This is a genomic window from Rhodococcus sp. EPR-157, from assembly GCF_001647195.1.
Classification (GTDB): Bacteria; Actinomycetota; Actinomycetes; order Mycobacteriales; family Mycobacteriaceae; genus Rhodococcoides.
Genome location: NZ_LVCV01000414.1, coordinates 20,141 through 43,721, shown reverse-complemented (window position 1 = coordinate 43,721; position 23,581 = coordinate 20,141). Strand labels below are relative to the sequence as shown.

Annotated in this window: 18 protein-coding genes and 2 pseudogenes; 13 read left to right on the top strand and 7 right to left on the bottom strand. The window is 62.0% G+C overall.

The window, feature by feature from the left end; all coding sequences use genetic code 11:
- From A2J03_RS31750 to A2J03_RS19315, 3 genes and pseudogenes are all read left to right on the top strand, one after another.
- A pseudogene (locus A2J03_RS31750) lies at positions 1 to 93 on the top strand (methylmalonate-semialdehyde dehydrogenase); the annotation flags it as partial.
- A 15-nt stretch (positions 94 to 108) separates the two neighbouring features.
- Positions 109 to 1,509: an aspartate aminotransferase family protein gene (locus A2J03_RS19320; protein WP_068377170.1), complete on the top strand. Its 1,401-nt coding sequence runs from the start codon at positions 109 to 111 to the stop codon at positions 1,507 to 1,509.
- A 118-nt stretch (positions 1,510 to 1,627) separates the two neighbouring features.
- Positions 1,628 to 4,924, top strand: coding sequence for an NAD-glutamate dehydrogenase domain-containing protein (locus tag A2J03_RS19315; protein ID WP_068377167.1), 3,297 nt, complete (start codon positions 1,628 to 1,630; stop codon positions 4,922 to 4,924).
- 21 nt (positions 4,925 to 4,945) lie between these two features.
- On the opposite strand, the gene A2J03_RS19310 is transcribed toward A2J03_RS19315, so the two are convergent.
- Both A2J03_RS19310 and A2J03_RS19305 read right to left on the bottom strand, forming a co-directional pair.
- Entirely contained in the window at positions 4,946 to 6,223 is a 1,278-nt protein-coding gene (locus tag A2J03_RS19310) for an NAD(P)/FAD-dependent oxidoreductase (RefSeq protein ID WP_082897944.1), read from the bottom strand.
- 219 nt (positions 6,224 to 6,442) lie between these two features.
- Positions 6,443 to 7,039, bottom strand: coding sequence for a TetR/AcrR family transcriptional regulator (locus A2J03_RS19305; RefSeq protein ID WP_068377164.1), 597 nt, complete (start codon positions 7,037 to 7,039; stop codon positions 6,443 to 6,445).
- 66 nt (positions 7,040 to 7,105) lie between these two features.
- Between A2J03_RS19305 and A2J03_RS19300 the strand changes: the two genes are divergently transcribed.
- The 10 genes from A2J03_RS19300 to A2J03_RS19255 all read left to right on the top strand — a co-directional run bounded on the left by A2J03_RS19300 (position 7,106) and on the right by A2J03_RS19255 (position 19,549).
- Positions 7,106 to 8,827, top strand: a complete 1,722-nt coding sequence (locus A2J03_RS19300) for a cholesterol oxidase substrate-binding domain-containing protein (RefSeq protein WP_068377160.1) — start codon at positions 7,106 to 7,108, stop codon at positions 8,825 to 8,827.
- Positions 8,824 to 9,999, top strand: coding sequence for an NADH:flavin oxidoreductase (locus A2J03_RS19295; protein ID WP_068377159.1), 1,176 nt, complete (start codon positions 8,824 to 8,826; stop codon positions 9,997 to 9,999). The genes A2J03_RS19300 and A2J03_RS19295 overlap by 4 nt, the downstream gene beginning before the upstream one ends.
- A complete protein-coding gene (locus tag A2J03_RS19290; protein ID WP_068377158.1) occupies positions 9,996 to 10,739 on the top strand; it encodes a glucose 1-dehydrogenase in 744 nt (247 codons plus the stop codon). Before A2J03_RS19295 ends, A2J03_RS19290 begins: the two co-directional genes overlap by 4 nt.
- A 198-nt stretch (positions 10,740 to 10,937) precedes the next feature.
- The gene (locus A2J03_RS19285) at positions 10,938 to 12,398 is read left to right on the top strand and encodes an aldehyde dehydrogenase family protein (protein ID WP_068377157.1); all 1,461 of its coding nucleotides are present in this window, start codon (positions 10,938 to 10,940) and stop codon (positions 12,396 to 12,398) included.
- Positions 12,395 to 13,516 carry an NAD(P)-dependent alcohol dehydrogenase gene (locus A2J03_RS19280; RefSeq protein ID WP_068377155.1) on the top strand — a complete coding sequence of 374 codons (1,122 nt, stop codon included), beginning with the start codon at positions 12,395 to 12,397 and terminating at the stop codon, positions 13,514 to 13,516. Before A2J03_RS19285 ends, A2J03_RS19280 begins: the two co-directional genes overlap by 4 nt.
- The gene (locus A2J03_RS19275; protein ID WP_068377152.1) at positions 13,509 to 15,101 is read left to right on the top strand and encodes a class I adenylate-forming enzyme family protein; all 1,593 of its coding nucleotides are present in this window, start codon (positions 13,509 to 13,511) and stop codon (positions 15,099 to 15,101) included. Before A2J03_RS19280 ends, A2J03_RS19275 begins: the two co-directional genes overlap by 8 nt.
- Positions 15,102 to 15,135: 34 nt before the next feature.
- Positions 15,136 to 16,701, top strand: coding sequence for a linalool dehydratase/isomerase domain-containing protein (locus A2J03_RS19270; protein WP_082897945.1), 1,566 nt, complete (start codon positions 15,136 to 15,138; stop codon positions 16,699 to 16,701).
- Positions 16,698 to 17,288, top strand: a complete 591-nt coding sequence (locus A2J03_RS19265; protein WP_197480861.1) for an SCO family protein — start codon at positions 16,698 to 16,700, stop codon at positions 17,286 to 17,288. The genes A2J03_RS19270 and A2J03_RS19265 overlap by 4 nt, the downstream gene beginning before the upstream one ends.
- The gene (locus A2J03_RS19260) at positions 17,272 to 17,826 is read left to right on the top strand and encodes a hypothetical protein (protein ID WP_068377145.1); all 555 of its coding nucleotides are present in this window, start codon (positions 17,272 to 17,274) and stop codon (positions 17,824 to 17,826) included. Before A2J03_RS19265 ends, A2J03_RS19260 begins: the two co-directional genes overlap by 17 nt.
- 133 nt (positions 17,827 to 17,959) lie before the next feature.
- Positions 17,960 to 19,549 (top strand): sigma-54-dependent Fis family transcriptional regulator, encoded by a 1,590-nt coding sequence (locus A2J03_RS19255; protein WP_068377188.1) that lies wholly within the window; start codon positions 17,960 to 17,962, stop codon positions 19,547 to 19,549.
- Here A2J03_RS19255 and A2J03_RS19250 read toward each other — a convergent pair.
- The 5 genes and pseudogenes from A2J03_RS19250 to A2J03_RS19225 all read right to left on the bottom strand — a co-directional run bounded on the left by A2J03_RS19250 (position 19,514) and on the right by A2J03_RS19225 (position 23,410).
- On the bottom strand, positions 19,514 to 19,876 hold the full coding sequence (locus A2J03_RS19250; protein ID WP_068377142.1) for a CoA transferase: 363 nt from the start codon (positions 19,874 to 19,876) through the stop codon (positions 19,514 to 19,516). The two genes, A2J03_RS19255 and A2J03_RS19250, sit on opposite strands and share 36 nt — an antisense overlap.
- A 55-nt stretch (positions 19,877 to 19,931) precedes the next feature.
- A complete protein-coding gene (locus tag A2J03_RS19245) occupies positions 19,932 to 20,492 on the bottom strand; it encodes a TetR/AcrR family transcriptional regulator (RefSeq protein ID WP_068377139.1) in 561 nt (186 codons plus the stop codon).
- A 484-nt stretch (positions 20,493 to 20,976) separates the two neighbouring features.
- Positions 20,977 to 21,180: pseudogene (locus tag A2J03_RS19235) on the bottom strand (hypothetical protein); the annotation flags it as partial.
- A gap of 307 nt (positions 21,181 to 21,487) precedes the next feature.
- Entirely contained in the window at positions 21,488 to 22,300 is an 813-nt protein-coding gene (locus tag A2J03_RS19230; protein WP_231912618.1) for an ABC transporter substrate-binding protein, read from the bottom strand.
- A gap of 258 nt (positions 22,301 to 22,558) precedes the next feature.
- Positions 22,559 to 23,410 (bottom strand): siderophore-interacting protein, encoded by an 852-nt coding sequence (locus A2J03_RS19225; RefSeq protein ID WP_068377185.1) that lies wholly within the window; start codon positions 23,408 to 23,410, stop codon positions 22,559 to 22,561.
- Between the last annotated feature and the right edge of the window lie 171 nt (positions 23,411 to 23,581).

Here is a 23,581-nt window from a genome sequence, read left to right as displayed (position 1 = left end):
GTCCACTTCTTCACCCGCGGTAAAGCCGTCACCAGCCGCTGGCTCGACCCCAGCCACGGCGGTATCAACCTCGGCTTCCCCGAAAACAGCTGACGGAAGGACGAGACCATGACAATGACCTCGGAGACAATGACCTCGCACTCAGTATTGCCGCGCGGGTTGAATCTCGACGCGGAATTGGAGCGGGGCCGCAGGGCCTACGAACTCGACCGCAGCCATGTCTTCCACTCCTGGTCCGCGCAGGGGCTGATCGACCCGATGACCATCGTGGCGTCGGAAGGATCCTACGTCTGGGACGGCACCGGCACACGCTTGCTCGATTTCTCCAGCCAGTTGGTCAATACCAATGTCGGACACCAGCATCCGCGCATTGTCGAAGCAATTCGCGAGCAGGCCGCGAAGCTGTGTACCGTCGCACCGCAATACGTCAACGATGCACGATCCGAGGCGGCCCGCCTGATCGCCGAACGCACCCCTGGTGATCTCGACAAGATCTTCTTCACCAACGGCGGCGCGGATGCGAACGAACATGCTGTCCGTATGGCCCGTCTGCACACCGGACGGTACAAGGTGCTTGCCCGCTACCGCTCGTACCACGGCGGCACGGACACCGCTATCAACCTCACGGGCGATCCTCGGCGCTGGCCCAACGACTACGGCAACAGCGGGGTCGTCCACTTCGCCGGGCCGTTCCTCTACCGGTCGCAGTTCCATGCCACGACCGAGGAGCAGGAGTGCCAACGCGCACTCGAATCACTCGAGCGCACGGTCCAGCTCGAGGGGCCGACCTCGATCGCGGCGATCGTCCTCGAATCGGTTCCGGGGACAGCAGGAATCATGGTTCCCCCCGCCGGATACATGCAGGGTGTAAGGGAAATCTGCGATCGATACGGCATCGTTTTCATCGCCGACGAAGTGATGGCAGGGTTCGGCCGAACCGGTCGATGGTTCGCCATCGATCACTTCGGAGTCACACCTGACCTCATCACCTTCGCCAAGGGTGTGAACTCCGGCTACGTCCCTCTCGGCGGTGTTGCCATCAGCGAGAAGATCGCAGGCACCTTCTCCGAGCGGGCATACCCCGGTGGCCTCACCTACTCGGGACACCCACTGGCGACCGCAGCGGCCGTGGCAACGATCAATGCAATGACCGACGAGAAGATCGTCGAGAACGCCGCACGGATCGGAGCCGATGTTCTGGGCCCAGGCTTGCGAGACCTCGCAGCGAAGCATCCATCGGTCGGCGAGGTACGAGGCCTCGGAGTGTTCTGGGCAATCGAACTGGTCACCGATCGGACGACGCGAGAGCCGTTGGCACCCTACGGCACCAGCAGTCCGGCAATGGGCGAGGTCATTGCGGCATGCAAGCAGCACGGCATTCTCCCGTTCGCCAACTTCAATCGGATCCACGCCGTGCCTCCGTGCACGGTCAGCGACACCGAGGTAGCCGAAGGCCTCGCAGCTCTCGATGGCGCACTCGACGTAGCGGATTCACACATCGTGTCCTGACCGAAATCGGTCAGGACGACGATTCGTCCCGCGGTCGACGATGCCCGCGGGGCGAATCCGTTCCACCGATTCTCGCCCCACCCACCCAGCACGCGTTCGGATCTCAATGGAGAGACCAATGAAGACGACCACCCATGCCGCAGCCACAACACTCGACGACTACGTCGAAATCCCCGACGAACAGCCGAAGGTCAACACGTCCAGGGTCATCGCGCTGGGTGAGAACTCCGTCGAGATCGACGTCGATGCCTCGAGTGCGAGCGCACCGAAGATCACGTTCTACAGCAGCGACGGTCCAGTCTCCTTGGAACGCGTCTTGCAATTGGTGGACAGCTTCGATCTGAGCATCACCGACCAGCGAACCGTGACGCTGGCCCGCCGCGACGGGCTGATCTGCTTCGTCCACCAATTCAGCACTTCCGCGCGAATCATCGACGGCGACAACGTACATGATCATATCGAGTCCAGGCTGGCCGATGCCGTCCGCGCGATGTGGGCGGGCTGGACCGAGCTGGACCGATTCGCAGTGCTGGTGCTGACCGCCGGGCTCGATTGGCGCGATGTGTTCGTCCTGCGTGCATACGGACGCTATCTCAAGCAGACCAATCTGCCGCACAGCCTCTACCGGATTCAAGCCATCCTCCTCGATAACCCGGCGACCGCCCGCGCTCTCATCGACCTCTTCCATGCGCAGTTCGATCCCACCTCGACCAGGGACCCGGAACGCCGTCGTCGGCTCGTCGAAGATTGCCTCGCCCGAGTCGATTCGCTGCTCGATCTCATTCGAAATCTGGATGCCGACAAAGTCATTCGCGCATACCGGGGACTGATCACAGCCACCGTGCGGACGAACTTCCACCGTGACGGCGGCCTTGGTCTGCAGCGACGCCACCTGTCGTTCAAGCTCGTCCCCGCGTTGATCGACGAGCTCCCGCAACCGCGACCACTGCACGAAATCTACGTCTGCTCCCCCGATGTCGAAGGAGTTCACCTCCGATTCGGATCGGTGGCCAGAGGAGGGCTTCGCTGGTCCGATCGGCTCGACGACTTCCGCACAGAAATACTCGGGTTGGCCAAAGCGCAGTCTGTGAAGAACGCAGTCATCGTGCCGGCTGGAGCAAAAGGCGGGTTCGTCGTCCGCAATCCCCCTCCCTCCACAGGAGATCGCGCAGCGGATCGACAGCTGCTACTCGACGAAGCCCGCCGCTGCTACCGGCAGTTCATCGCCGGTCTGCTCGACGTCACCGACAACCTCGATTCGCAGCGCACAGTCATCCACCCACCGTCGGTGATCTGCCGTGACGGCGACGACCCGTACCTCGTTGTCGCAGCGGACAAAGGGACGGCGACGTTCTCCGATCTCGCGAACCAGGTAGCGAGCGACTACCACTTCTGGCTCGATGACGCGTTCGCGTCGGGCGGTTCTGTCGGCTACGACCACAAGAAGATGGGGATCACCGCCGCGGGAGCCTGGGTCAGCGCAACCCGGCACCTCGCCGAAAACGGCATCGACGCACAGCGCGACCGCTTCACCGTCGCGGCGATCGGGGACATGAGCGGAGACGTGTTCGGCAACGGAATGCTGTCCAGCACAACGCTTGCACTCGTCGCCGCTTTCGACCACCGCCACATCTTCATCGATCCGAATCCCGACACCGCTGCCTCCTACCTCGAACGTCGACGTCTGTTCGAGCTCCCGAACTCATCGTGGAACGACTACGACGAACACCTGATCAGCCCCGGCGGTGGGGTCTTCTCACGCGAGACGAAGTCGATTCCGATCTCACCTCAGATGAGGGACGCACTCGACATCGCCGACGACGTAATGAGTCTCGATCCGAACGAGCTCATCCGCGCGGTGTTGAAGGCACCGGTCGACCTGCTGTTCAACGGTGGCGTCGGAACGTACGTCAAAGCGCACAGCGAGTCGGACTCGCATGCCGGCGACAAAGCCAACGACGGAGTCCGCGTCGATGCCGACGAGTTGCGGTGCGGCGCCGTCGTAGAGGGCGGAAACCTCGGCGTCACCGCACGTGGACGCGTCGAGTTCGCGCGGGCGGGCGGGAAGATCAACTCCGATGCGATGGACAACTCGGCCGGGGTCGACTGCTCGGATCACGAAGTCAACATCAAAGTGCTGCTCGATACGGTGGCACCCGAAGACCGGTTGTCCGCTGCCGACCGCGCCCACCTGCTGGCGTCCTTCACCGATCAGGTCGGCGAATTGGTTCTCGAGAACAACCGCGCACAGAACCGAGTGCTCGGCGACGCGCGTTCGACATCGGCCCGTCATGCCGAGATCCACGCGCGAATGATCGCCGATCTCGAAACACGCCGCGGTCTCGATCGCGAACTCGAGACGCTTCCGACCGCCCGCGAGTTCGAGCAGCTCGTCGCCCGAGGCGAGGGCCTGACGTCTCCGCAGTTGGCCACCCTGCTGGCCCACGCCAAGACGGATCTTTCGGACGCACTCGCCAGCGCCCAGGTACTCGACGATCCGCACTTGGTCGACCGGCTGGACAACTACTTCCCCACAGGATTGCGCGACAACAGCAATATCGCGCAGCACCCCCTCCGCAGCGAGATCCTCTCGACGACCCTGGTGAACGAGATCTTCGCGGTCGGTGGATTGACCTTCTGCTTTCGGCTGCGCGAGGACACCGGCGCAACGGACGAGGACGTGCTGCGGGCTTACCTGGTGGCAAACGAGGTCTTCGGAGTGTCGACGCTGGTGGACGACATCGTCGATGCCCATCTGGCCCCGGACGCCGAGTATCGACTTGTGGTGGAGAGCAGGCGGCTTCTCGATCGCGGTGCTCGGTGGTTTCTCGCGCACGCTCGACAACCACTCGACATCGATACCGAGATCAGCCGCTTCGGTCCGGCGGTTCGCTCCCTGAGCGACTCGGTCCACGAATTCCTGCGGGGCGAGGAGGCACGCAGGATGCAAGAACTGCACGACGACTTCACCGCAATCGGAGCCGGTCACTCGATTGCGCGAGGCGTTGCGGTCGCCCTCTACAAGTTCAGCCTGCTCGACATCGTGGAAGTAGCCGACGAATGCATCGTCGACGTCTCGGTGATTGCCCGAGTTTACTTCGCTCTGTCGGACCGACTTCGCGTCGATCGATGGCTCGTGGCGGTATCGGCGCTGGAGCCGGTCGACAACTGGCACACGCTCGCGCGCATGACGTTACGTGAGGACCTGTATCAGTCACTTCGCTTGCTCGTCCACGGCATCGCTCGGCACGGATTGAGCGAAGACCCGGACGAGTCGATCGACATTTGGGCCCGCGCGAACCGATCTCTTGTCGACCGTGCCAACCGCCAACTGAACGAACTCGATGATGCGCGCTCGCACAGCGTTGCATCCCTCGTTGTGGCAGCTCGGCAACTGAGAGGAATGACCGGCTAGCTCGTCGGCCTCCGCGATTGTCTAGCGTACAGCAGACAACTGTCGTTCCAGCCAGTCCGCGGTCAGCTGATCCTTGTCGACGGGGTTTCCGTTGGCGATGATGGCGCGGACCTGTCGGATGTCCTTGGGGAATCCGATCCCTATGGCTCCCACGAGCAGGTCGCCGCGCACTGCACAGACCGTGAACCGGCGATCCTCGATGGAACCGCGGACCAGGACGTAGTCGTCGTCCGCATTGGTCCACCCTGCGAACTGCAGGTTGACCCCATGCTGGTTGGACCAACCCCACGGCACATCGAGATCGCCGACCTCCGCGCCGAGCATCGAGCGTGCAGCCCTCGTCGCCTGGTCGACAGCGCCGTTCCAGTGCTCGCTTCGGTAAGTGCCGCCGAGTAGGCGATTGGGAACCTCGGCAACGTCGCCGGCTGCATAGATGTTCGGCGCTGACGTCCTCATGTTCGCGTCCACCAGGACCCCGGAACGGGTGGCGAGACCGAATTCAACGGCTAGTTCGGTATTCGGCACCGAACCGACCGCCAACAGAACCGTTCCGGCAGACCAGGTGCGGCCGTCCTGCGCCGTGACAAGGGCGGTGCCGTCGTCTTGCCTCTCGATCTGGGAGACGGCAACATCGGTATGAATGGTGATGCCGTTGTCTGCGTGCATATCGACGTACATGCGCGAGATCGATTCAGGGGCAATCCTGTTCAGGGGCGCCTTCGCTGCTTCCAGAACCGTGACCTCGGCGCCGAGGGTGCGAGCGGTCGCGGCGGCTTCGCACCCGATCAGCCCGCCGCCGATCACCAGCAGCGAACCGGTGCGCGCGATGTCCTTGCGCAGCGGTTCCACATCTGCGGCCGTGCGGAGAGTGAAGACCGAACCGGAGCCGAGATCGTCGAGTTGCCGTGCGCGCGAACCTGTCGCCAGAAGCAAGGCGTCGTAGGAGATCGGATCGCCGTTGTCGACGATGACTGAATCATCGGAGATCGACACTGCGGTGACACCGGGGTAGACGTCCACATCGACGACAGGCTCCCCCAGCAGTACCTGCTCCACCGACTTGCTCCCTGCCAAGAGCTCCTTGGACACTGCCGGTCGCCGGTAGGTTGCCGACCGGTCGCTACCGATCATCGAAATGCATCCGGTGAATCCCTCGGCGCGCAGAACTTTGGCCGCTGTGTACCCAGCCGCACCATCGCCGACGATCGCTATCGAACGTGGTGTCGAAACACTCAGGTCACGCTCGCGCCACGACTCGACAGACGCCTGCACCCTGGGTTCGACATCCGATGTCGTCATCGCCACTCCTCTGTAAGTCCGATCACTGCGACATGGACAATACACGTATTTTGTAAGAAGAATAGACAAATTAGTGAATTTGTAACCCGAAGCTGAGCGAGCAAACCTCGCTACCGAGTTTCGACGGCGGGCCGGGCGAGTGTGTGCGACGTGTCGATGCAGTAGCCGCCGGTCCGGCCGAGTTCCGCCCAGATGGGCACCGAGAGTGCCGCGAACGCCTCAGCTGTCGTCGGCCGCCTTCACCAGCATCTCACCGATCCGCCTGTGCACTTCATCCGTATCATCCTCTGTTGCAACGACACTAAGGAAGAGCGATGCACCGGCCGCCAGCGCGATCAATGCGCGCGCATCGAGCTGTGCGTCCGCTGGGTCTCGGGATGATCCCGCCGAGAACAGTTCGGCCGGCGGGCCACTGAAGCTCTGCCACAGCTGACTCCGCAGGCCCTCGTTGCGGGTGAATGTGCTGAGCAACCCCGGAACGGCAGCACGAACTTCGGGCATCGCGAAAATCTCGCGACTTCCCGACGCAACCCACCGCACCCACCCATCTGTATCGGCGCCTTCGAAGGGCGCGAGATCAGGGGTGGAACCGAGAATTGCGTGGAGCACCAGTTCCGCTTTCGACGACCACCGTCTGTCGATCGTGCTGCGGCCGACTCCCGCACGCGCGGCGATCCCGCGCAAGCTCAGCTCGTCCCAGCCGAGCTCCACCAGCAACTCTCGGGTAGCACCGAGCACCCTGTCGTCGATGCTGGCGTCGCGTGGCCGACCCGGCTTCGCTGCGTCGGCGCGGTCGGGTTTCGTCGATTCAGTCACTCTGCTCGCCCGTTCCCCCTATTGTGATGCCACTGGCATCGAAATCCTGGGCATGGGAGACAGTGCATGATCGAACAGAACACACCCGCGGCACTGTCACGCCGCCGCTTCTTCGGTGCGGCAGCGGTCTTTGCGGTTTCCGCAACCGTGTCGTCCGCGTGGACTCCAGCAGCGGCTGTGCCCGCTGATGACGCCCCGCTCCGAGTTCCGCACGAGTTCCCGCCCGGCATCGATCTCTACCAACAGAGCTACGAGAACTGGTCCAAAGAAATTCAGTTCGACAGCGTCTGGACGTGCGCACCGCGCGACGAACAACAGGTGGTGAACCTGGCCAACTGGGCTGCGGGGCACGGGTACACCCTACGTGCACGCGGGTCGATGCACGGGTGGAGTCCGCTGACCGTTGTACCCGGCCACCCCGTCGAGACGGTGATCCTCTTGGATACCACCAGACATCTGACCGGCGTGAGCGTCGACCCAGCTGGAACTCCGGCCACCGTGACCGCGCAGGGCGGCGCAAGCCTGATGACCATCCTGACCGCCCTCGAAGCCGTCGGACTCGGCTGGGCAAGCATCCCCGCCATCGGCGACATCACCATCGGTGGTGCTCTCGCGATCGACGCTCACGGCGCCACCGCCCCGGCTAACGGTCAGACCGCGACGCCGGGACTGAGCTTCGGATCTGTGAGCAACCTCGTCACCGCGCTCACTGCCGTCGTCTGGGACGAGTCCTCCGGCGAATACACCGGCCGAACCTTCGCGCGATCCGACCCGGGCATCCTTCCGCTTCTGACCCATCTCGGACGAACGTTCATCACCTCCGTGACGCTTCAGGCAGGCGCCGACCGGCGTGTGCGGTGTCAGAGCATCCTCGACATCGGGTGGCGAGAACTGTTCGCACCCGCGGCTGCGTCGGGGCGGACCTTCGAAAGGTTGCTTGCCGCGTCGGGAAGCGTCGAAGCGATCTGGTTCCCGTTCACCGACACACCATGGGTAAAGGTGTGGACCGACGAACCGCAGCGCCCGATCGGCTCGAGGGAAGTCGCCGGCCCCTACAACTACGCCTTCTCCGACATGCTTCCCGAGCCACTCACCGACGGACTCGGTTCCGTTGCACCGCATCTCGGGGCGGCCACGCCAGCCTTCTCCGCGTCGCAGTTGGGTGCCGTCACGGCCGGGCTCGCGCTCACCGGTACCGCCGATATCTGGGGCACGTCGAAGAACGTCAGGTTCTACCTGCGGGCAGACACGCTGCGTGTCACCGCGGGCGGTGGTGTCGTGCTCGCCCGTCGCTCCGACGTCGCCACGATCATCAACGACATGACGACCTGGCTCTTCGATCGCCTTCGGCACTACAGCTCGCTTGGCCGATATCCGGTCAACGGCCCGTTCGAGGTACGACTGTGCGGTCTGGACGACGTCGTCGATGTCGACAGCGCCGGGCCGCCGTCCTTGTCTGCACTATCCCCGGTGGTCGAGCACCCGGAATGGGACACTGCGATTTGGATGAACGTCGTCTCCATCCCTGGCACACCGGGAATGTACGCATTCTTCCGCGAAATGGAACAGTGGATGCATCAACACTATTCGGGGTCACGCTGGACGATACGGCCGGAGTATTCCAAGGGCTGGGCATTCACGGAAGACCGCTCGCATGCCGATGGGCAATTTCTGACCGATACTCTCCCCTCCCGCTACAGCGAGTGGGACACTGCATCCCAGACGCTCGATGCCTACGACCCACACCGCATCTTCCGAAACCCGTTCCTCGACAGAGTGATGCCATGAAGATCTTCGAACCCGCAGCCATCGGCCCGGTCTCGCTGCGCAATCGCGTCGTCAAGGCAGCCACATTCGAGGGGCGGACGCCGGACGCGCTCGTCACCGAGGAGCTGATCGACTTCCACCGCGGGTTCGCCGCAGGCGGCGTCGGCATGACCACTGTCGCCTACTGCGCATCCTCGCCCGAGGGCAGAACCGATCGCCACCAGATGTGGATGCGTGAGGAAGCAATGCCGGGACTCGTGCGTCTGACCGACGCCGTGCACTCCGAAGGTGCGGCAATTTCAGCCCAGATCGGGCATGCGGGACCCGTCGCGAATTCGAAATCCAACCGCGCCACCGCCCTCGCGCCGACGTGGCAGATCAGCCCGTTGAGCCTTCGTTTGACGAGGTCTGCCACGAAGTCCGACATCGATCGCATCGTCGCCGATCACGCGAGGGCCGCCCGGATCGCTGTCACAGCAGGGTTCGATGCGGTCGAATTGCATTTCGGCCACAACTATTTCGTCAGTGCATTTCTCAGCCCGGCCCTGAATCGGCGATCCGACCAATTCGGCGGAAGCCTCGACAATCGGGCTCGCGTCGCGCGCGCTGTGGCATCGGCCGTTCGAGCGGAGGTCGGATCCGAGATCGCGGTGACGGCGAAGCTCAACATGGACGACGGTGTGCCCGGCGGGTTCTGGCTCGACGAGAGCCTGGCGGTCGCGCAGTGGCTCGAGGCCGACGGTTCGCTCGATGCTCTCGAACTCACCGCGGGCAGTTCGCTGAAGAATCCGATGTATCTTTTCCGTGGAGATGCACCACCACTGCGCGATTTCGCAGCGTCGTTCCCGCAGCCGCAACGCGCCGGAATTCGCCTGGTCGGTAGCAAGTTTCTGCGCAGTTACCCGTACCGCGAGGCGTATCTCCTCGATCAGGCTCGACAGTTCCGCAGCGTGGTGAAACTTCCGCTGATATTGCTGGGCGGCATCTCTACACGGGCGACGATGGACCTGGCGATGGCCGAGGGATTCGAATTCGTCGCCATGGCGCGCGCACTCCTTCGCGAACCCGATCTGATCAACCGAATGCAGAACGACGAGCGCTCCACCTCCCTGTGCATTCACTGCAACCGATGCATGCCGACGATCTACAGCGGCACTCGGTGCGTGCTGGCCCACGAAGGAGACCGAAGATGAATCGATTGAGCGGACGAGTTGCGCTCGTCAGCGGCGCCGCGCGCGGTATGGGACTGAGCCACTGCCGCGCCATGGTGGCCGAGGGCGCGCAGGTAGTGCTGGGCGACATTCTCGACGACGAAGGACGCGCTGCGGCCGAGTCGCTGGGCGACGCCGCACGGTATGTCCACCTCGATGTGACGTCCCCGGAAAGTTGGGAAGAAACGGTACGGTTGACCACCGAAACATTCGGGCCTCCAACGGTACTCGTGAACAACGCGGGGATTGTCAACGGCAATCTCATCACAGCGTTCGAACCAGACGAGTGGCGCCGGATCGTGGACATCAACTTGACCGGAACGTTTCTCGGCATCCGCGCGTGCGCTCAGACGATGATCGACGCCGGTGGCGGCTCCATCGTCAACATCTCCTCGGTCGAAGGGTTCAGGGGAAGCCCCGGTCTGCACGGCTACACCGCCACGAAATTCGCCGTTCGCGGACTCACCAAATCGGTCGCACTGGAACTCGCTCCGCACAAGATCCGCGTGAACTCGGTCCACCCCGGGTTCGTCAGGACCCCCATGACCGATGGCATCCCCGAGGACTTCCTGCAGATCCCGTTAGGCCGCGGAGCCGACGCGTCCGAGGTGGCTGCGATGGTCGTCTTCCTCGCCAGCGACGAATCCTCCTACTCCACCGGCTCCGAGTTCATCGTCGACGGCGGCCTGATGGCGGGGGTTCCGCATCGGACGTTCGAGTAGCTGGCGGACAGATTCCACAACCTGGGCCTTGCTCGCTCGGTCGTTCGCTGGTCTCGTCGAGTTCCTCTCGCTTCACACAGAACCTCACTTTTGCCTTCGATGTTGTTCCGATCCCGAACACTCGAACTGGCGTCGCCTGACCGACTATGAGTGAGGTCACATCGGAGTCGGTGTGACGCACATCGAAGGAGAAATTCAATGAGCGTTGAATCCGCGCAGCGAGCGCTAGTCGATACCGAGTTCGTCATGACCATCGATGGCCGTGCTGCTACCACGAGCGCCACCGCTCCAGTCTTCAATCCTGCAACGAAAGAGGTCGTGGCGAGCGTTCCCGTTGCCGGCCGTGACGACCTCGACCGTGCCGTCTCCGCGGCACAGGAGGCGTTCGTCGGATGGTCGAACACTCCCCTGACGGAGCGACAAGCCGCGGTATCAGCGATCGGCGATCTTCTCGAAGCACGCGCCGAGGAATTCATGGCACTGCTCACTACCGAGCAGGGCAAGCCGCGGCCGATGGCCGAGTGGGAAGTCCTCGGGTCCGTTGCCTGGTTTCGTGAGATCGCACAGCAGTCGCTGCCCGAAGAGGTTCTGGAAGACGGGCCCGACCGCAAGGTCATCACTCGCCACACGCCGCTCGGAGTCGTCGGTGCGATCGTTCCATGGAACTTCCCAATCCTGCTGATGGTGTGGAAAATTGCGCCAGCTCTGGTCGCCGGCGACACGATGATCGTCAAGCCGTCCCCATTCACGCCCCTGTGCGACCTGAAGCTGATCGAACTCGTGCAGGAAGTCCTGCCGCCTGGCGTATTGAGTGCACTCAGCGGGGACGACGAGCTGGGCAAATGGATCACCTCCCACCCAGGTATTTCCAAGATCGCGTTCACCGGCAGCACCGACACAGGCCGGCACGTCATGCGTTCAGCCGCCGAAACACTCAAGCGAGTCACTCTCGAGCTCGGCGGCAACGACCCGGCCATCGTGCTTCCCGACGTCGACCCGAAGAAGGTTGCATCGCAAATCTTCTGGGCTGCATTCCAGAACAATGCCCAGTTCTGCAACGCCGCAAAACGAATCTATATCCACGACGACGTTTACGAGGCCGTCCGCGATGAGCTTGTCGAGTTCGCGAAGACTGTGACGGTCGGAAACGGCGCGGACTCGTCGACCGATCTCGGCCCGATTCAGAACGAACCGCAGTACCACAAGGTGCAGGAGTACTTCGACGACTGCGCGGCGCAGGGTTACACCTTCGCACTCGGCGGACACATCGATACGGACCAAGACGGTTGGTTCGTGCCGGTCACGTTGGTGGACAACCCGCCTGAGAACTCGCGCTTGGTTGTCGAGGAGCCGTTCGGACCGATACTTCCGCTACTGCGTTGGTCGGACGAGGACGATGTCATTCGGCGCGCGAACGACACGATCTGGGGGCTCGGCGCCACAGTGTGGGGTGCTGACCTCGAAGCAATCGAACGAATCGGCAAGCAGCTCGAGGCCGGAACGGTATGGCTGAACGAGGTGCATCAGTATTCGCCGCATCAGGTTTTCGGCGGCCACAAGCAATCCGGAATCGGCGCGGAGAACTCGCTACACGGCCTCGCCGAATACACCAACCACCAGACCATCACCATCAACAAGACCTCAGGCGCGGTGTCATGAAAATCCAAGCGGCGGTACTCAACAAAGCAAATGCACCACTCGACTTCGAAGAACTCGACACAACGGATCTCCGACCCGGAGAAATCATCGTCAAACTCGCGGGCACCGGAGTGTGCCATACTGATCTGGGCTTGATCGCAGCGCCCGGCGAAGGCCAGACCCCGATCGTCCTAGGACACGAAGGCGCCGGCACAGTCGTCGAAATCGGCAGCGGCGTCGAGACCGTCGCGGTCGGAGACAGTGTCGTTCTGTCGTATGCGCATTGCGGCCGTTGCGACAACTGCACGTCCGGCGTTCCACAGCATTGCAGGGATTTCATTCCACTCAACCTGGTCGGCGCACGCGTCGATGGTTCTACCCCGCTGCGTCGGGGCGACGATCCGGTGCTGGGCGCGTGGTTCGGTCAGTCCTCCTGGGCTGACCATGCAGTGGTCGCCCCGCACAATGCCGTCAAAGTCGACGACGACCTCCCGCTCGAGCTACTGGGGCCACTGGGGTGCGGAATTCAGACTGGTGCAGGAGCTGTCCTGAACACTCTGCAGCCCGAAGCCGGATCGTCGATCGCGATCTTCGGTTGCGGGTCGGTCGGCATGGCCGCCCTGCTCGGCGCAGTCGTAGCGGAATGTTCGACCATCATCGCAGTCGACATCAACGACGCACGCCTGGCCAAAGCGTCCGAGCTGGGGGCGACTCACACGATCAACTCCGCTGATGTCGATGCAGCTGAATCCATTCGGGAGATTACGGGCGGTCTGGGCGCTCGGTACTCAGTGGACTGCATCGGTTTTCCCGCGGTTGTCCGAAGCGCCCTCGAGTGTCTGCAGACGCCGGGCGTGTGCGCCACCGTCGGGTTTCAGGGAATTCCTAACGAGATAGTCATCGACCAAGGTCTGCTTCTCTTCGGGAAATCATTGGTGGGTGTCATCGAGGGTGATGCCATTCCGTCCGAGTTCATTCCCCTGATGATCAGCTTGTACAAGCAAGGTCGTTTTCCGTTCGACAAGCTGATCGAGACGTTCCCGTTCGCCCAGATCAACGATGCAATCGACGCCGCACATCATGGGACAGTGGCCAAGGCAGTGGTGGTCTTCGGCGACGAGCGCCACACCGATGTCTGAGTTGAATCTCCGGCCGCAGGTAGGTCCCGGAGAAATACTCCCGTACGCGGCCGCCAGGTTTCCCGACAAGGTGGGGCTGGTGGTGGGTTCGCGCCGATTGACATACCGAGAGCTCGATTCGTACGCCCGCAATGTTGCAACGTCGCTGTGCAAGTTGGGGATCGGTGAGGGCGACGTCGTATCGCTGTACGGTCAGAACAGTTGGCAATGGATAGTCAGTTACCACGGTGCACTTCGCGCCGGTGCCATCGTGAACCCAGTGAACGTGATGCTCACCGGTCCCGAGTTGGAATTCGTCTTGAACGATTGTCGATCCAAAGCGCTGCTGGCCGGAGCGCAGCAGGCTGAGGTCGCGGCAAATGCCGCGCAGCGAACCGGCTCGGTCGAGTTGGTCGTCACGTTCGGTGACCAACCACTATCGGGTGCAAGGACATTCGAATCCCTATTGTCGGACGGTGCCGACCAAGACTTGTCGGCCACCGATTGGGCGGGCACAGAAGCCCTCTGTTCCATCGGGTACACCTCCGGGACCACCGGCCACCCCAAGGGCGCCATGCAATCGCAGCAGGCAGTTCTGCTCAATTGCGCGTACACGGCCACAATGCACGGCCGCACTGCGGATGATGTAGTGGTGACAGCACTGCCCGCACCACACGCGTACGGCAATGTCGCGATCAATTCGGCGTTTCTCGCAGGCGGGACCGTGGTGCTCATGGAACGCTTCGACGCTGGGTCGGCGCTGCGCCTCATCGAAGCGGAACAGGCCACCATCTTCGAGGGCGTCCCGGCAATGTATTCGATGATGATCGCAGATGCGGCGTACGACACCGCAGACTTGTCCAGCTTGCGAATTTCGACAGTCGGAGGACAAACGTTTCCGCCTAGCCTGCTCGAACGATGGGAGAACCGGACGAAGAAGCCTCTTCTCGAGCTGTGGGGAATGACAGAAGTAGCAGGTTTGGGAGCAACACATACACCGTTCGCGCCCAGCAGTCCGGGATCGATCGGGATCGCCCTGCCAGGCACCGAACTTCGTGTACGCGCCCTAGACGGAGAGGGCGAGGCACAGGTCGGTGAACCGGGCGAGCTCATGGTTCGAGGCCCTCTGGTGATGCTCGGCTACTACGGCAATCCGGATGCCACCGCCGAAGCGCTGCAATCCGACGGTTGGCTTCGAACCGGAGACATTGCGACGTGCGACAGTACCGGTCACTTCTTTGTGGTCGACAGAATGAAGGACATGCTGGTGACCGCGGGGTACAACGTGTATCCCGCGGAAATCGAACGGGTTGTCGGCGGACATCCCGATGTTGCGATGTTCGCCGTCGGGCGTCGTGCAGACGACGTTCGCGGTGAAATCGCTGTGGCCTACGTAGTCGCACGACCCGGAACCGATCCGACAGCAGAATCGATCTTGGAATTCTGCCGTGCAGGTCTCGCCGCGTACAAACGACCGCGCGATGTCATCTTCGTGCCGGACCTACCCAAAACCTCATCCGGAAAGCTGATGCGTCGCAAGCTGGCCGACTTGGAACTCCCTCGTCGCGGAGGTGCAGACCGCCTCCATCCCAGTCCTGCTGGCTGACGTCTTTACACCCGCCACCTCTTGGAAGGCAGACATGACAACTACCGAAGCGCGATCGAGCCAACAGCACGATGTGCTGACCGACGAACAACTTGGCCACCTCCGTCACATCGACAACTTGTCACGGCAGCTGCCGAATGATTGGTCGATGATGCAAGGCAAGGATGGTAGCCAAGATGACTTTGGCGGCTATCGATTTCAACTTTCATATATGACATACGCGATGGCGCTGGCGCACCGACATCGACTCCCGAACGCGCCTGGAGTCTTCAAACCTGTCTTCGAGCGGATGATCGAAAAAATGCTGTTGCCCGAAGTGTGGATGTACTGGCGGAACACCAGCAGAGGCGGAGCAATTCTGAATGCGCATCTGTCCCAGGGGTATTCCGAGGAGTGGAACCCTGTCGTCAAGGACAACATCATGTACAGCGCCTACGTGCAGTCCATGTCACTCATGTACGACTATCTGTTCGACGACGCGCGCTACTCCGCCCCGGGTGCTCTCTCTTTCGATCACTGGTCCTTCTTCTGGGGTGGCGAGGGCCACCGCTTCGAGTACGACCAGAACTCGCTGAACGAGCACATCTATTGGCAGATGGTAGAGAGCGGCTACATCGGCGTCGCCTGCGAACCGAACTGTGTATTCCAGATCTGTAACCAGCCAGCGATCCTCGGCTTTCGAATGCACGATCTACTGACCGGTGGAAACACTGCAGAAGAAGTAACGAGAAGCTACGACAAAGTCTGGAGTGAACTCGGTCGCCTCGACGCCTCCGGTCACTACACCATGATGCTGGTGGAAGATGCCAAGATCGTTGTCCCAGCCGCTGAGCCGACGCCGTGGGTCGACGCGTGGGCCGGCTCATTGATGAACATGTGGAAGCGGGATTTCGTTCACGCTCGATATCCGGAGCAGATCCAGGATCTGTTGGTGCGCGGCACCGACGGTGCGTTGAGCGTCCGTCCTTCCGCCCCGTTGTCGGCGATGGGACGGGTTGGCAATTACGATTCCGGCGACTTCGGGTGGACGACGGTGTGGGCATCCGAAATGGGTGACCAGGAGACCCTGCGCGGACTTCTCACACACGCGGATCGGTATATGAACCCGACCTGGAAGGACGGCGGACTGTATTACCCGCGCAACGACACGCCTACCGACGCCGATGGAAACTCGACCGTCGTCGAGCCGATCACCGGCAACGCCTTGCTCGCGTACGCACGGCTGAACGTTCCCGACGGGCTGTGGGCGCTGTACAACGAACCCTGGGATGCGTCACACCATACCGAACCTTCGCTTGTCGAGGTATCGGGTGACGTCGCCGTCAGCCAAGCTCGCTTCGATCGCGAATCGAACTGTCTGAACTTCCGTGTTCAGCGACACGGCGATCGACAAGGCGATGGCCGCGTGATGATCTCGAATGTTCCCGACGACACGACATGGACAATGCGAGAGAACGGAACGGCAATAGCATCCGGCGGGTCCACCAGCAGCGCACGCACCTCGGCTTCGATTCGTGTCGTGGGCAACGACGAGGGCCTGTCATTTCAGCTTCCGGTCGGAGGGCCGCTCACGTTGCAACTGGAACTAGGTGCGTCGTGACTACTGCGACCGTCGGCGACGACATGCCTACAGGCCAGCCGTACGTCACCGGCGAGTTTCATCTGACCGACCACGACGGTGAGGACGTCAGCGACGCGACCTATCTCGGCCAGTGGGTGATCGTCTTCTTCGGCTTCACGCACTGCAAGATGGTGTGCCCCCGCGCACTCGCTCGTCTGTCCGCCGTCATCGAGAGAATCGGGCCTGCCGCCGAACAAATCCAGCCGCTGTACATCACGGTCGATCCCGATCGCGACACACCAGAGGTGATGAAGAGCTTCCTGGAGATCGACTACCCCCGCTTCACAGGCCTGTCGGGCAGCGAAAGCCAAGTCGAGGACGCGAAACGATCCTTCCGGGTGTTCTCGACCAAGGTCGCGGACCCGGATGACCCCGATAGCTACCAAACACCGCACTCTGCTTTCACTTTCGTTCTCGGTCCCGACGGACGGTATCGAGCTCATTTCACCGATGCGGTCGACGAAGACGAGATGGTCGAGAGACTCGAGGCGCTGCTGGCTTCGGGAAGGCAGGGGGCAGACATCCGAGATTCGTTCTCGAAAGAACAATGTGAACGATCCCCATAGTGGAGTCCTGTCTTACGGCATCGTCCTTGCTGGCATGGGTGGAGCTTTGCTCCCCCTTGCCGGGTCGGTGCGTTGTCGCCCTCGGGTCGCTCTCGGCCACATAGCGATGGCCATCGCTATGGCGGGGATGCTGGTTCCGGGAGATGCGTACGTGTGGGGATGTTGGGTGGGAGGAATTGCCCTCGTCGGGATGTCTGTCTGGGTTACCGACGAATGTGCCGAACCCACGCACGATTTGAGGTGCGCGCTGGACCTCGTGGCAATGGGATTGCTCATGCTGTTCGTTGTGCCTTCGCATTCGACTCCAAACGGTGTGGCGACGCACCAGGTAGCGCCTTCTCCGCGTGTGCATCAACACATGGCCGAGTTCGTCCCCGGGGCATCGTCGTGGCTGGGGCCTTCGATGCTTGCCCTGTGGGGAGCAATCGTGGTGGCGCTGGTAGTTGCACCTCGGCGGGGAAAAACGCGTCACGGACATGCCATGGCGTTCACATCTACGGCAGTGATGATTGCGGCGATGGTGCCGATGGCCGCATGATTGAACGGTGACTTGGCCCACAGTGCGGGTCGACGTGACGGCAGGAGGATACGAAGTGACCGCAACTGGTCGCGACACAAGCGAAGCTCTGCACAGACGTCCAGAGATCGAACTTGCATGGCACCGAGCTGCCATGAGCGGCCTGGACCCGGGAATGGACGTCCGTGAAAGGACCATCGCGGATGTCGACACGCGAAGCAGCCTGACGTTGGCCGCTGGGCCGGTCCTGGACAAGATGGTCGACGATCTCGCCGATACTCGATTTTCGATACTCCTGGCCGACCGGACGTCGAGGATTGTCGATCGGCGAGTCGGAGACCGGACTGTCGGTCAAGCTCTCGACCGTGTTCTCGCAGTCCCGGGCTTCCAGTACCTGGAAGAAGTAAGCGGAACGAATTCGCTCGCTACCGCATTCGAGCTCCGAAAGCCGATTGCTGTCACAGGAGATGAACACTTTCTCGAAGCCCTGAAGCTCTTCGCCTGCTATGGCGCTCCGATCATCCATCCGATCACGCACAGGATCGAAGGCGTCATCGATGTCTCCGGTCCGGTCTCCGACGCAACGACGCTTCTGGGCCCGTTCCTGATGCGTGCGACACGCGACATCGAGCAGCGCCTCCTGGAGGGATCACGAATAGCCGAAAAGCAACTACTGGCCGAGTTCCAGTCCCATTCGAACAAGGTGCGGCACGCCGTGGTGGCGCTCGGTGAGAACCTCGTGCTTGCCAATACTGCCGCGGCCGACCTGGTGAGAGGAGTCGACCATGTTGCGTTGCGAGCGATTGCATCCGAGTTGACGACAAGGTCGGACTACGAAGGATCTCTCGTCCTCGCTTCCGGTCTGCCCGTCGCGGTCCGCGCGAGTTCGGTCGCGGGGAGCAACGGCGGTGTCCTGTTCGAGATCACCGAAAAAAGCGCCCCTCAGCCGGAACGACTTACCGCGGGTTTCCGAGCGACTCCGACAACCGCGTCTGCTGCAGCGGCCCCGCCGCTCTCTCGCGTAGTTCTGGTGACAGGCGAGCCGGGAACGGGCAAGACAACAACGGCGCTCAAGATTGCAGGAGAAGCAAGAGCATCGTTCGACAGTTTCGACTCCATCGGCACCAAGACGCAGTGGTTCGCCGACGTTCGATCGGCTCTGTCACATCCCGAAGCCTCCGTAGTGATCGACAATATCGACGCGTTGGAGATCAAGTTGGTACGACAGCTTTCAGCGGTAGTGTCAGAGAGCGCCTGTTCCGTGGTGCTCACGAGCATTCCGATTGCCGAGCTGAGCAACCCCCACCGCGCTCTGGCATCCCAGGCGTTGACCCGCCGCGAACTTCAACCGCTCCGTTCGTACCCGCACAAGCTGGTGTCGATCGTGAAGTCGGTCGTCTCGGAAGTCGCCCCCGGTTCTGCGATCGAATTTGCACCGTCGGTGTTTCGATCTCTTGCGCAACACGATTGGCCCGGCAACCTTCGTGAATTGCGCGCAGTGATCGACTTCGCGGTGCGAGGCCGTGATAGCGGTGTGGTCACGGAGTTGGATCTGCCGCAGGTCATTCGACCGCAACCACGAGCCGGCCGTGCGCTCACGTTGATGGAAGCGGCCGAGCGCGACGCCATCGTTGCCGCGCTCCGCGCATCGCGAGGGAACAAGACCATCGCGGCCGACGCTCTCGGGATCGGGCGGACGACCTTGTACTCACGCATACAGCGCTACAAGATAGTCGGGCCGTGACACGGACTTACTCGTCGAACGGGCGCTGTACCTCCATCCACCCCTGCGGTGGCGCAGGACAGTCGGTGGCGCGTGGTTGACCTGGGATGCAAGGATTCCCGCGGCAGCCAAGTTCGCGCTGAGATCCGCCGTCGTGAACAACGATGTGCGTTCGACGACGAGCGCGTCGCATTCTGCTCGGTTCTGTACGCGCAGAACATTGGTCGCGTTCCGGTCATCGTCGGCCATCTCCGGAATGTCGAGGACATCGTCGACCAACGTGCGCCATCCGCGGTCGTTCTGAACCCCGATAAGAATCGCCAAAACGGAGGGCTGGGCAAATGCCACCCCTCACATCCACTGCATCAGCTCCGGACGATGGGTCCGAGACCGATCAAGCATCTCAACTCCGTGAGGATCCGACGCGGTCCGATCCGGGGAACAGTAGAGCAATTATTCGATCCTCCCACCCCTCTTCGATCTTGCCCGTGCGCGCCTGTTCCATCGCGTACGTGCCCACGATCGAATCGACGAGAGTGTCGATCGGAACGTCGGGCCGGATCAACTTGGCCTCGACCGCGGCGCGGACGGCCGCCGACAGGTGCGAACGATGCTCGACGAGAACGTCACGAAACAATTCGCAGAATTCTGGATCATCACCTACCAACAACGCCGCCAAGCCACCGAACCCGATCCCGGCATGAACGGCGCCCGCAGCGTAGTGAACGAACGACCGTAGTTGCTCGACTGGTTCCATCTGTATGTCGCCCCGTGGTGGATCTGAGATGGGCGCCAGAACCGCACTGAGCATCTCTCGGCGGTTCCGGTAGCGCCTGTAGATCGTGGTCTTCGCCACCCCGGACAACGCCGCCACACCTTCGATCGTTGCCGAACGGGGGCCGCCGCTGCGCAGTAGCTGCAGTGCGGCAGCGTGGATTCTGTCATCACTCGATGTCGGTGCCATGTTCTCCGTCCGGTTGTCCTGAACATTATCCAGTCAGCTGGCATCTACTTGCCAAGGCCTCGCATTTGCGCGCTACGCTACGCGTAGCGTATTGTTAGTTGCATCGCCGGGTCCCGTAGGTAGTCGTTCGCCGAGGCCTCCGAGGAAGCTGCATTCGAGTACAGAAAAACAAGGTGGTGTCGGAAGTGCTGAAAAACAATCTGCGCAAGATTCCGTTTCCCTTTTTGGGCTACGTGTTCATGCTTCTCGGGTTCTTGGGCCTAGGGTCGTTCGTCTTCGCCCTGGCAATCAGAAGCGGATGGACACTCACGCTGTGCGCTCTCACAGTCGCAGCGTTCGCAAGCTGCGTGGGCTGCTTCTACGTGCGGGCTTGGCAGATCTCGACACGCGTCGGCGGGAGGGGGTGGACTCTCAACAATGACCCGTTTCGCCCAGACAGAGAGAGGGACGGACGCAGTCTTTACCTGCAGCAGTATCGATGATTTCAGCTGAGGGTCCGAAGATCGTCGACGAGTCCCAGTTCGCCGGCCGCGAGAAGAATTGCACGAGTGTCGAGTCCGTACTGCCTCGCCGCAGCTTCGGCGTGGCGCAGGAAGCTCGAGTACACGCCCGCGTATCCCAGGGTCAAGGTCTCCCGGCCGACCTGGACCGGCCGATCCTGGACCGGCCGCACGATGTCGTCTGCAGCGACCCGCCCTCCCTGCCACAGCGCTCTGTGGAGAGCGGCCATAGGCCCGCTGGGTCAAGTGCGACGTCGCAACCCTTGTCCACCGGGCAGCGGCGACATGGGCCTCCGGCCACGAGTCGTCCCGTTGCAATACTCCGTCGATGCAACGGCTTTCCGAACACTCACGAGTTTGCGGTCCGACGAAGCGGCGACGAAGACGTTAACGCCGAGCGCCTCGCCGTCAGGCCGTCGGGCCATGAATGCGAGGTGCTTTCTGAAGTACACGACTGGACACGCGAACGATGCGGCGATCGCACAGTTCCTCGCGTCAGAGAAGGATTCTTCGCAGATCGTCGATGACAGCGTTTGCCCCGGTCAGGTTGTAGCCGTCGAACCATGGTGCCGAGTCGACTTTGAAAGCTCGGTCAGCTTGTACTGCTGACAGTTTCGACCATAACGGGCTCGAGACGAGAGACTGCTCGACCGCAATTCCTGCGTCGGCTTGGCCGCCGGCTCCGACGTAGTAGATGATCACGTCACCGTCGATGAGCGGAAGATTCTCTGCGCTGACAGCGGTGTTGACCTTGCTCGGATCAGCTCCGGTCAAGGAATTGGCGGTAGGGACGATCCCTGCTCCCGAAAGAATATCGGCGTACAAGAACGTTGTCGATGCGGCGAGAGTGTTGTACGAGCGCACATCACCGGAGGTGTCCGACACCCGGACCACCGACAGACGAACTCCATCGGGCCACGCCAGCTCGATCTCGGAGCGGAGGGCGACGATCCGTTCGTCGAGACCTGTGAAGTTCTGCGTGGCCTGAGCGCCGAGTGCGACAGAATCGGCAACATCGATGTACTGGTCCCGCCAGTACGTGAAAGGGATCAACACTGTGGGAGCGATACCGGACAATTCGGTGTAGTACTCCTCGCCGATCGGTTGGCGTCCGACGATCAGGTCGGGTGCCGCTGCAGCGATCGCTTCGAGTTGCATGTCCCCGAGTGCAGTGACACCGATCGAGGGCAACTCTTGCGAGGCGGCGCTGACGAGGGTGCGCAGTCCACCGCCGAGGGTTCCGGTCGCGACAACCGGGGCACCGAGTTCGTCGAGGGTTTGCAATCCGACGTATGCGTCCAGGCTCACGACTCGTTGTGGATTCACCGGGACTGTGACTGGGCCCATCGGTGTCTCGATCGTGCGAGTCGAGCCGCCCGCAGTGCTGTTGCCGGTGTCGTCGTTTGCGGAAGAACATGCCGCACCGACCAGCGCGGCGAGGGATAGACCTGCGGCGGCGCCGAAGTGCCGGCGTGAGAGATCATCAGTGACGACACTGTTATCGGCGACAGGGTGATCGAGGAAGCCATGGGGTTCCTTACAGAGGAGTGGGTGAGTTCGGGGATTTCACAATCCGGCTTGTTCGAGTGCGTTGTCGACGATTCGGGCGAGTTCGTCACCGAATTTGCCGTCGGCAATGGCCTGCTCGCGGACCGCGTCGATGCGGTCGTGTACTTGCGCGTAGCGCTGCTGCCATCGTTCTTTGTCCCGACGCCAGTATCCTTTGATTTGAAATCTGGTGGGGTCCCAAGACAGTTCGCGATGGAAGTACTTGCGGATGGATCGGGCTTCGGAGGCCTCGGTGGCCACCCACACATGTCCTGGGCCGTCGGGAAGGCTGAACGATCGCACCGCTTGGGGTAGTGACGGTGTGGCGGTGCTGCTTGTCTTCCCGCGCTCGGGAAGACATGTGTGCAACCACTGGTAGGACACCTTGCCTTGTGTCGCAACGGTCTGTTCGTCACCGCCATCGGGCACTGTAGCGATCACGAATGCGCGAGAATCCGCGGGGAGCTGCTCGATCACGCGGGTCAAAGCCGGAAGGCCGGTCATATCGGCGACGAGCAACTGCCAGCCACTGTCGGAGGGAGGTCCGTACCATCCGCGAGCTTCGGAGAGCTCGAGCCGATCACCAGGCTTTGCGCGCAGTGCCCAGTCGGCCGCGATTCCGCCGTCATGTACTACGAAGTCGACGTCGAGGAACGGTCCCCGCGGATCGAATGCGCGCACCGTGTAGCTGCGTGCGACCTGTTCGGCACCATCACCGAAGAGCAGCCGCAACCTCTCGTCGGGCACCCCCGTGCTCTCGAACTTCCCGAGTCCGGCACCCCCGAACCGAACCCTGATCATTGCGGGAGTCACGAACACCGTGGACACCGTCACCGCGTCGAACGTTCGTGGCACTACGGAATCAGTCATCGACACGAATGCAGCTACTTTCTCGACACAAGCAATCTTTACAATCCGAGCTTAGCCTGCCCTCATTCGCGAGTGAGGGGTGGACTTACTTGAAGAAGTACCCACTGGTGGCCAGGTCGAGGTCCCCACCCTTGGACGCCTGCGGCGTGACCCTGGCTGTCGATCCCGAGC

Excerpts from the sequence above, each read along its gene's own strand:
- A2J03_RS19320 (WP_068377170.1), top strand. The coding sequence starts at position 109 with ATGACAATGACCTCGGAGACAATGACCTCGCACTCAGTATTGCCGCGC.
- A2J03_RS19315 (WP_068377167.1), top strand. The coding sequence starts at position 1,628 with ATGAAGACGACCACCCATGCCGCAGCCACAACACTCGACGACTACGTC.
- A2J03_RS19310 (WP_082897944.1), bottom strand. The coding sequence starts at position 6,223 with ATGACGACATCGGATGTCGAACCCAGGGTGCAGGCGTCTGTCGAGTCG.
- A2J03_RS19300 (WP_068377160.1), top strand. The coding sequence starts at position 7,106 with ATGATCGAACAGAACACACCCGCGGCACTGTCACGCCGCCGCTTCTTC.
- A2J03_RS19295 (WP_068377159.1), top strand. The coding sequence starts at position 8,824 with ATGAAGATCTTCGAACCCGCAGCCATCGGCCCGGTCTCGCTGCGCAAT.
- A2J03_RS19290 (WP_068377158.1), top strand. The coding sequence starts at position 9,996 with ATGAATCGATTGAGCGGACGAGTTGCGCTCGTCAGCGGCGCCGCGCGC.
- A2J03_RS19285 (WP_068377157.1), top strand. The coding sequence starts at position 10,938 with ATGAGCGTTGAATCCGCGCAGCGAGCGCTAGTCGATACCGAGTTCGTC.
- A2J03_RS19280 (WP_068377155.1), top strand. The coding sequence starts at position 12,395 with ATGAAAATCCAAGCGGCGGTACTCAACAAAGCAAATGCACCACTCGAC.
- A2J03_RS19275 (WP_068377152.1), top strand. The coding sequence starts at position 13,509 with ATGTCTGAGTTGAATCTCCGGCCGCAGGTAGGTCCCGGAGAAATACTC.
- A2J03_RS19270 (WP_082897945.1), top strand. The coding sequence starts at position 15,136 with ATGACAACTACCGAAGCGCGATCGAGCCAACAGCACGATGTGCTGACC.
- A2J03_RS19255 (WP_068377188.1), top strand. The coding sequence starts at position 17,960 with ATGAGCGGCCTGGACCCGGGAATGGACGTCCGTGAAAGGACCATCGCG.
- A2J03_RS19245 (WP_068377139.1), bottom strand. The coding sequence starts at position 20,492 with ATGGCACCGACATCGAGTGATGACAGAATCCACGCTGCCGCACTGCAG.
- A2J03_RS19225 (WP_068377185.1), bottom strand. The coding sequence starts at position 23,410 with ATGACTGATTCCGTAGTGCCACGAACGTTCGACGCGGTGACGGTGTCC.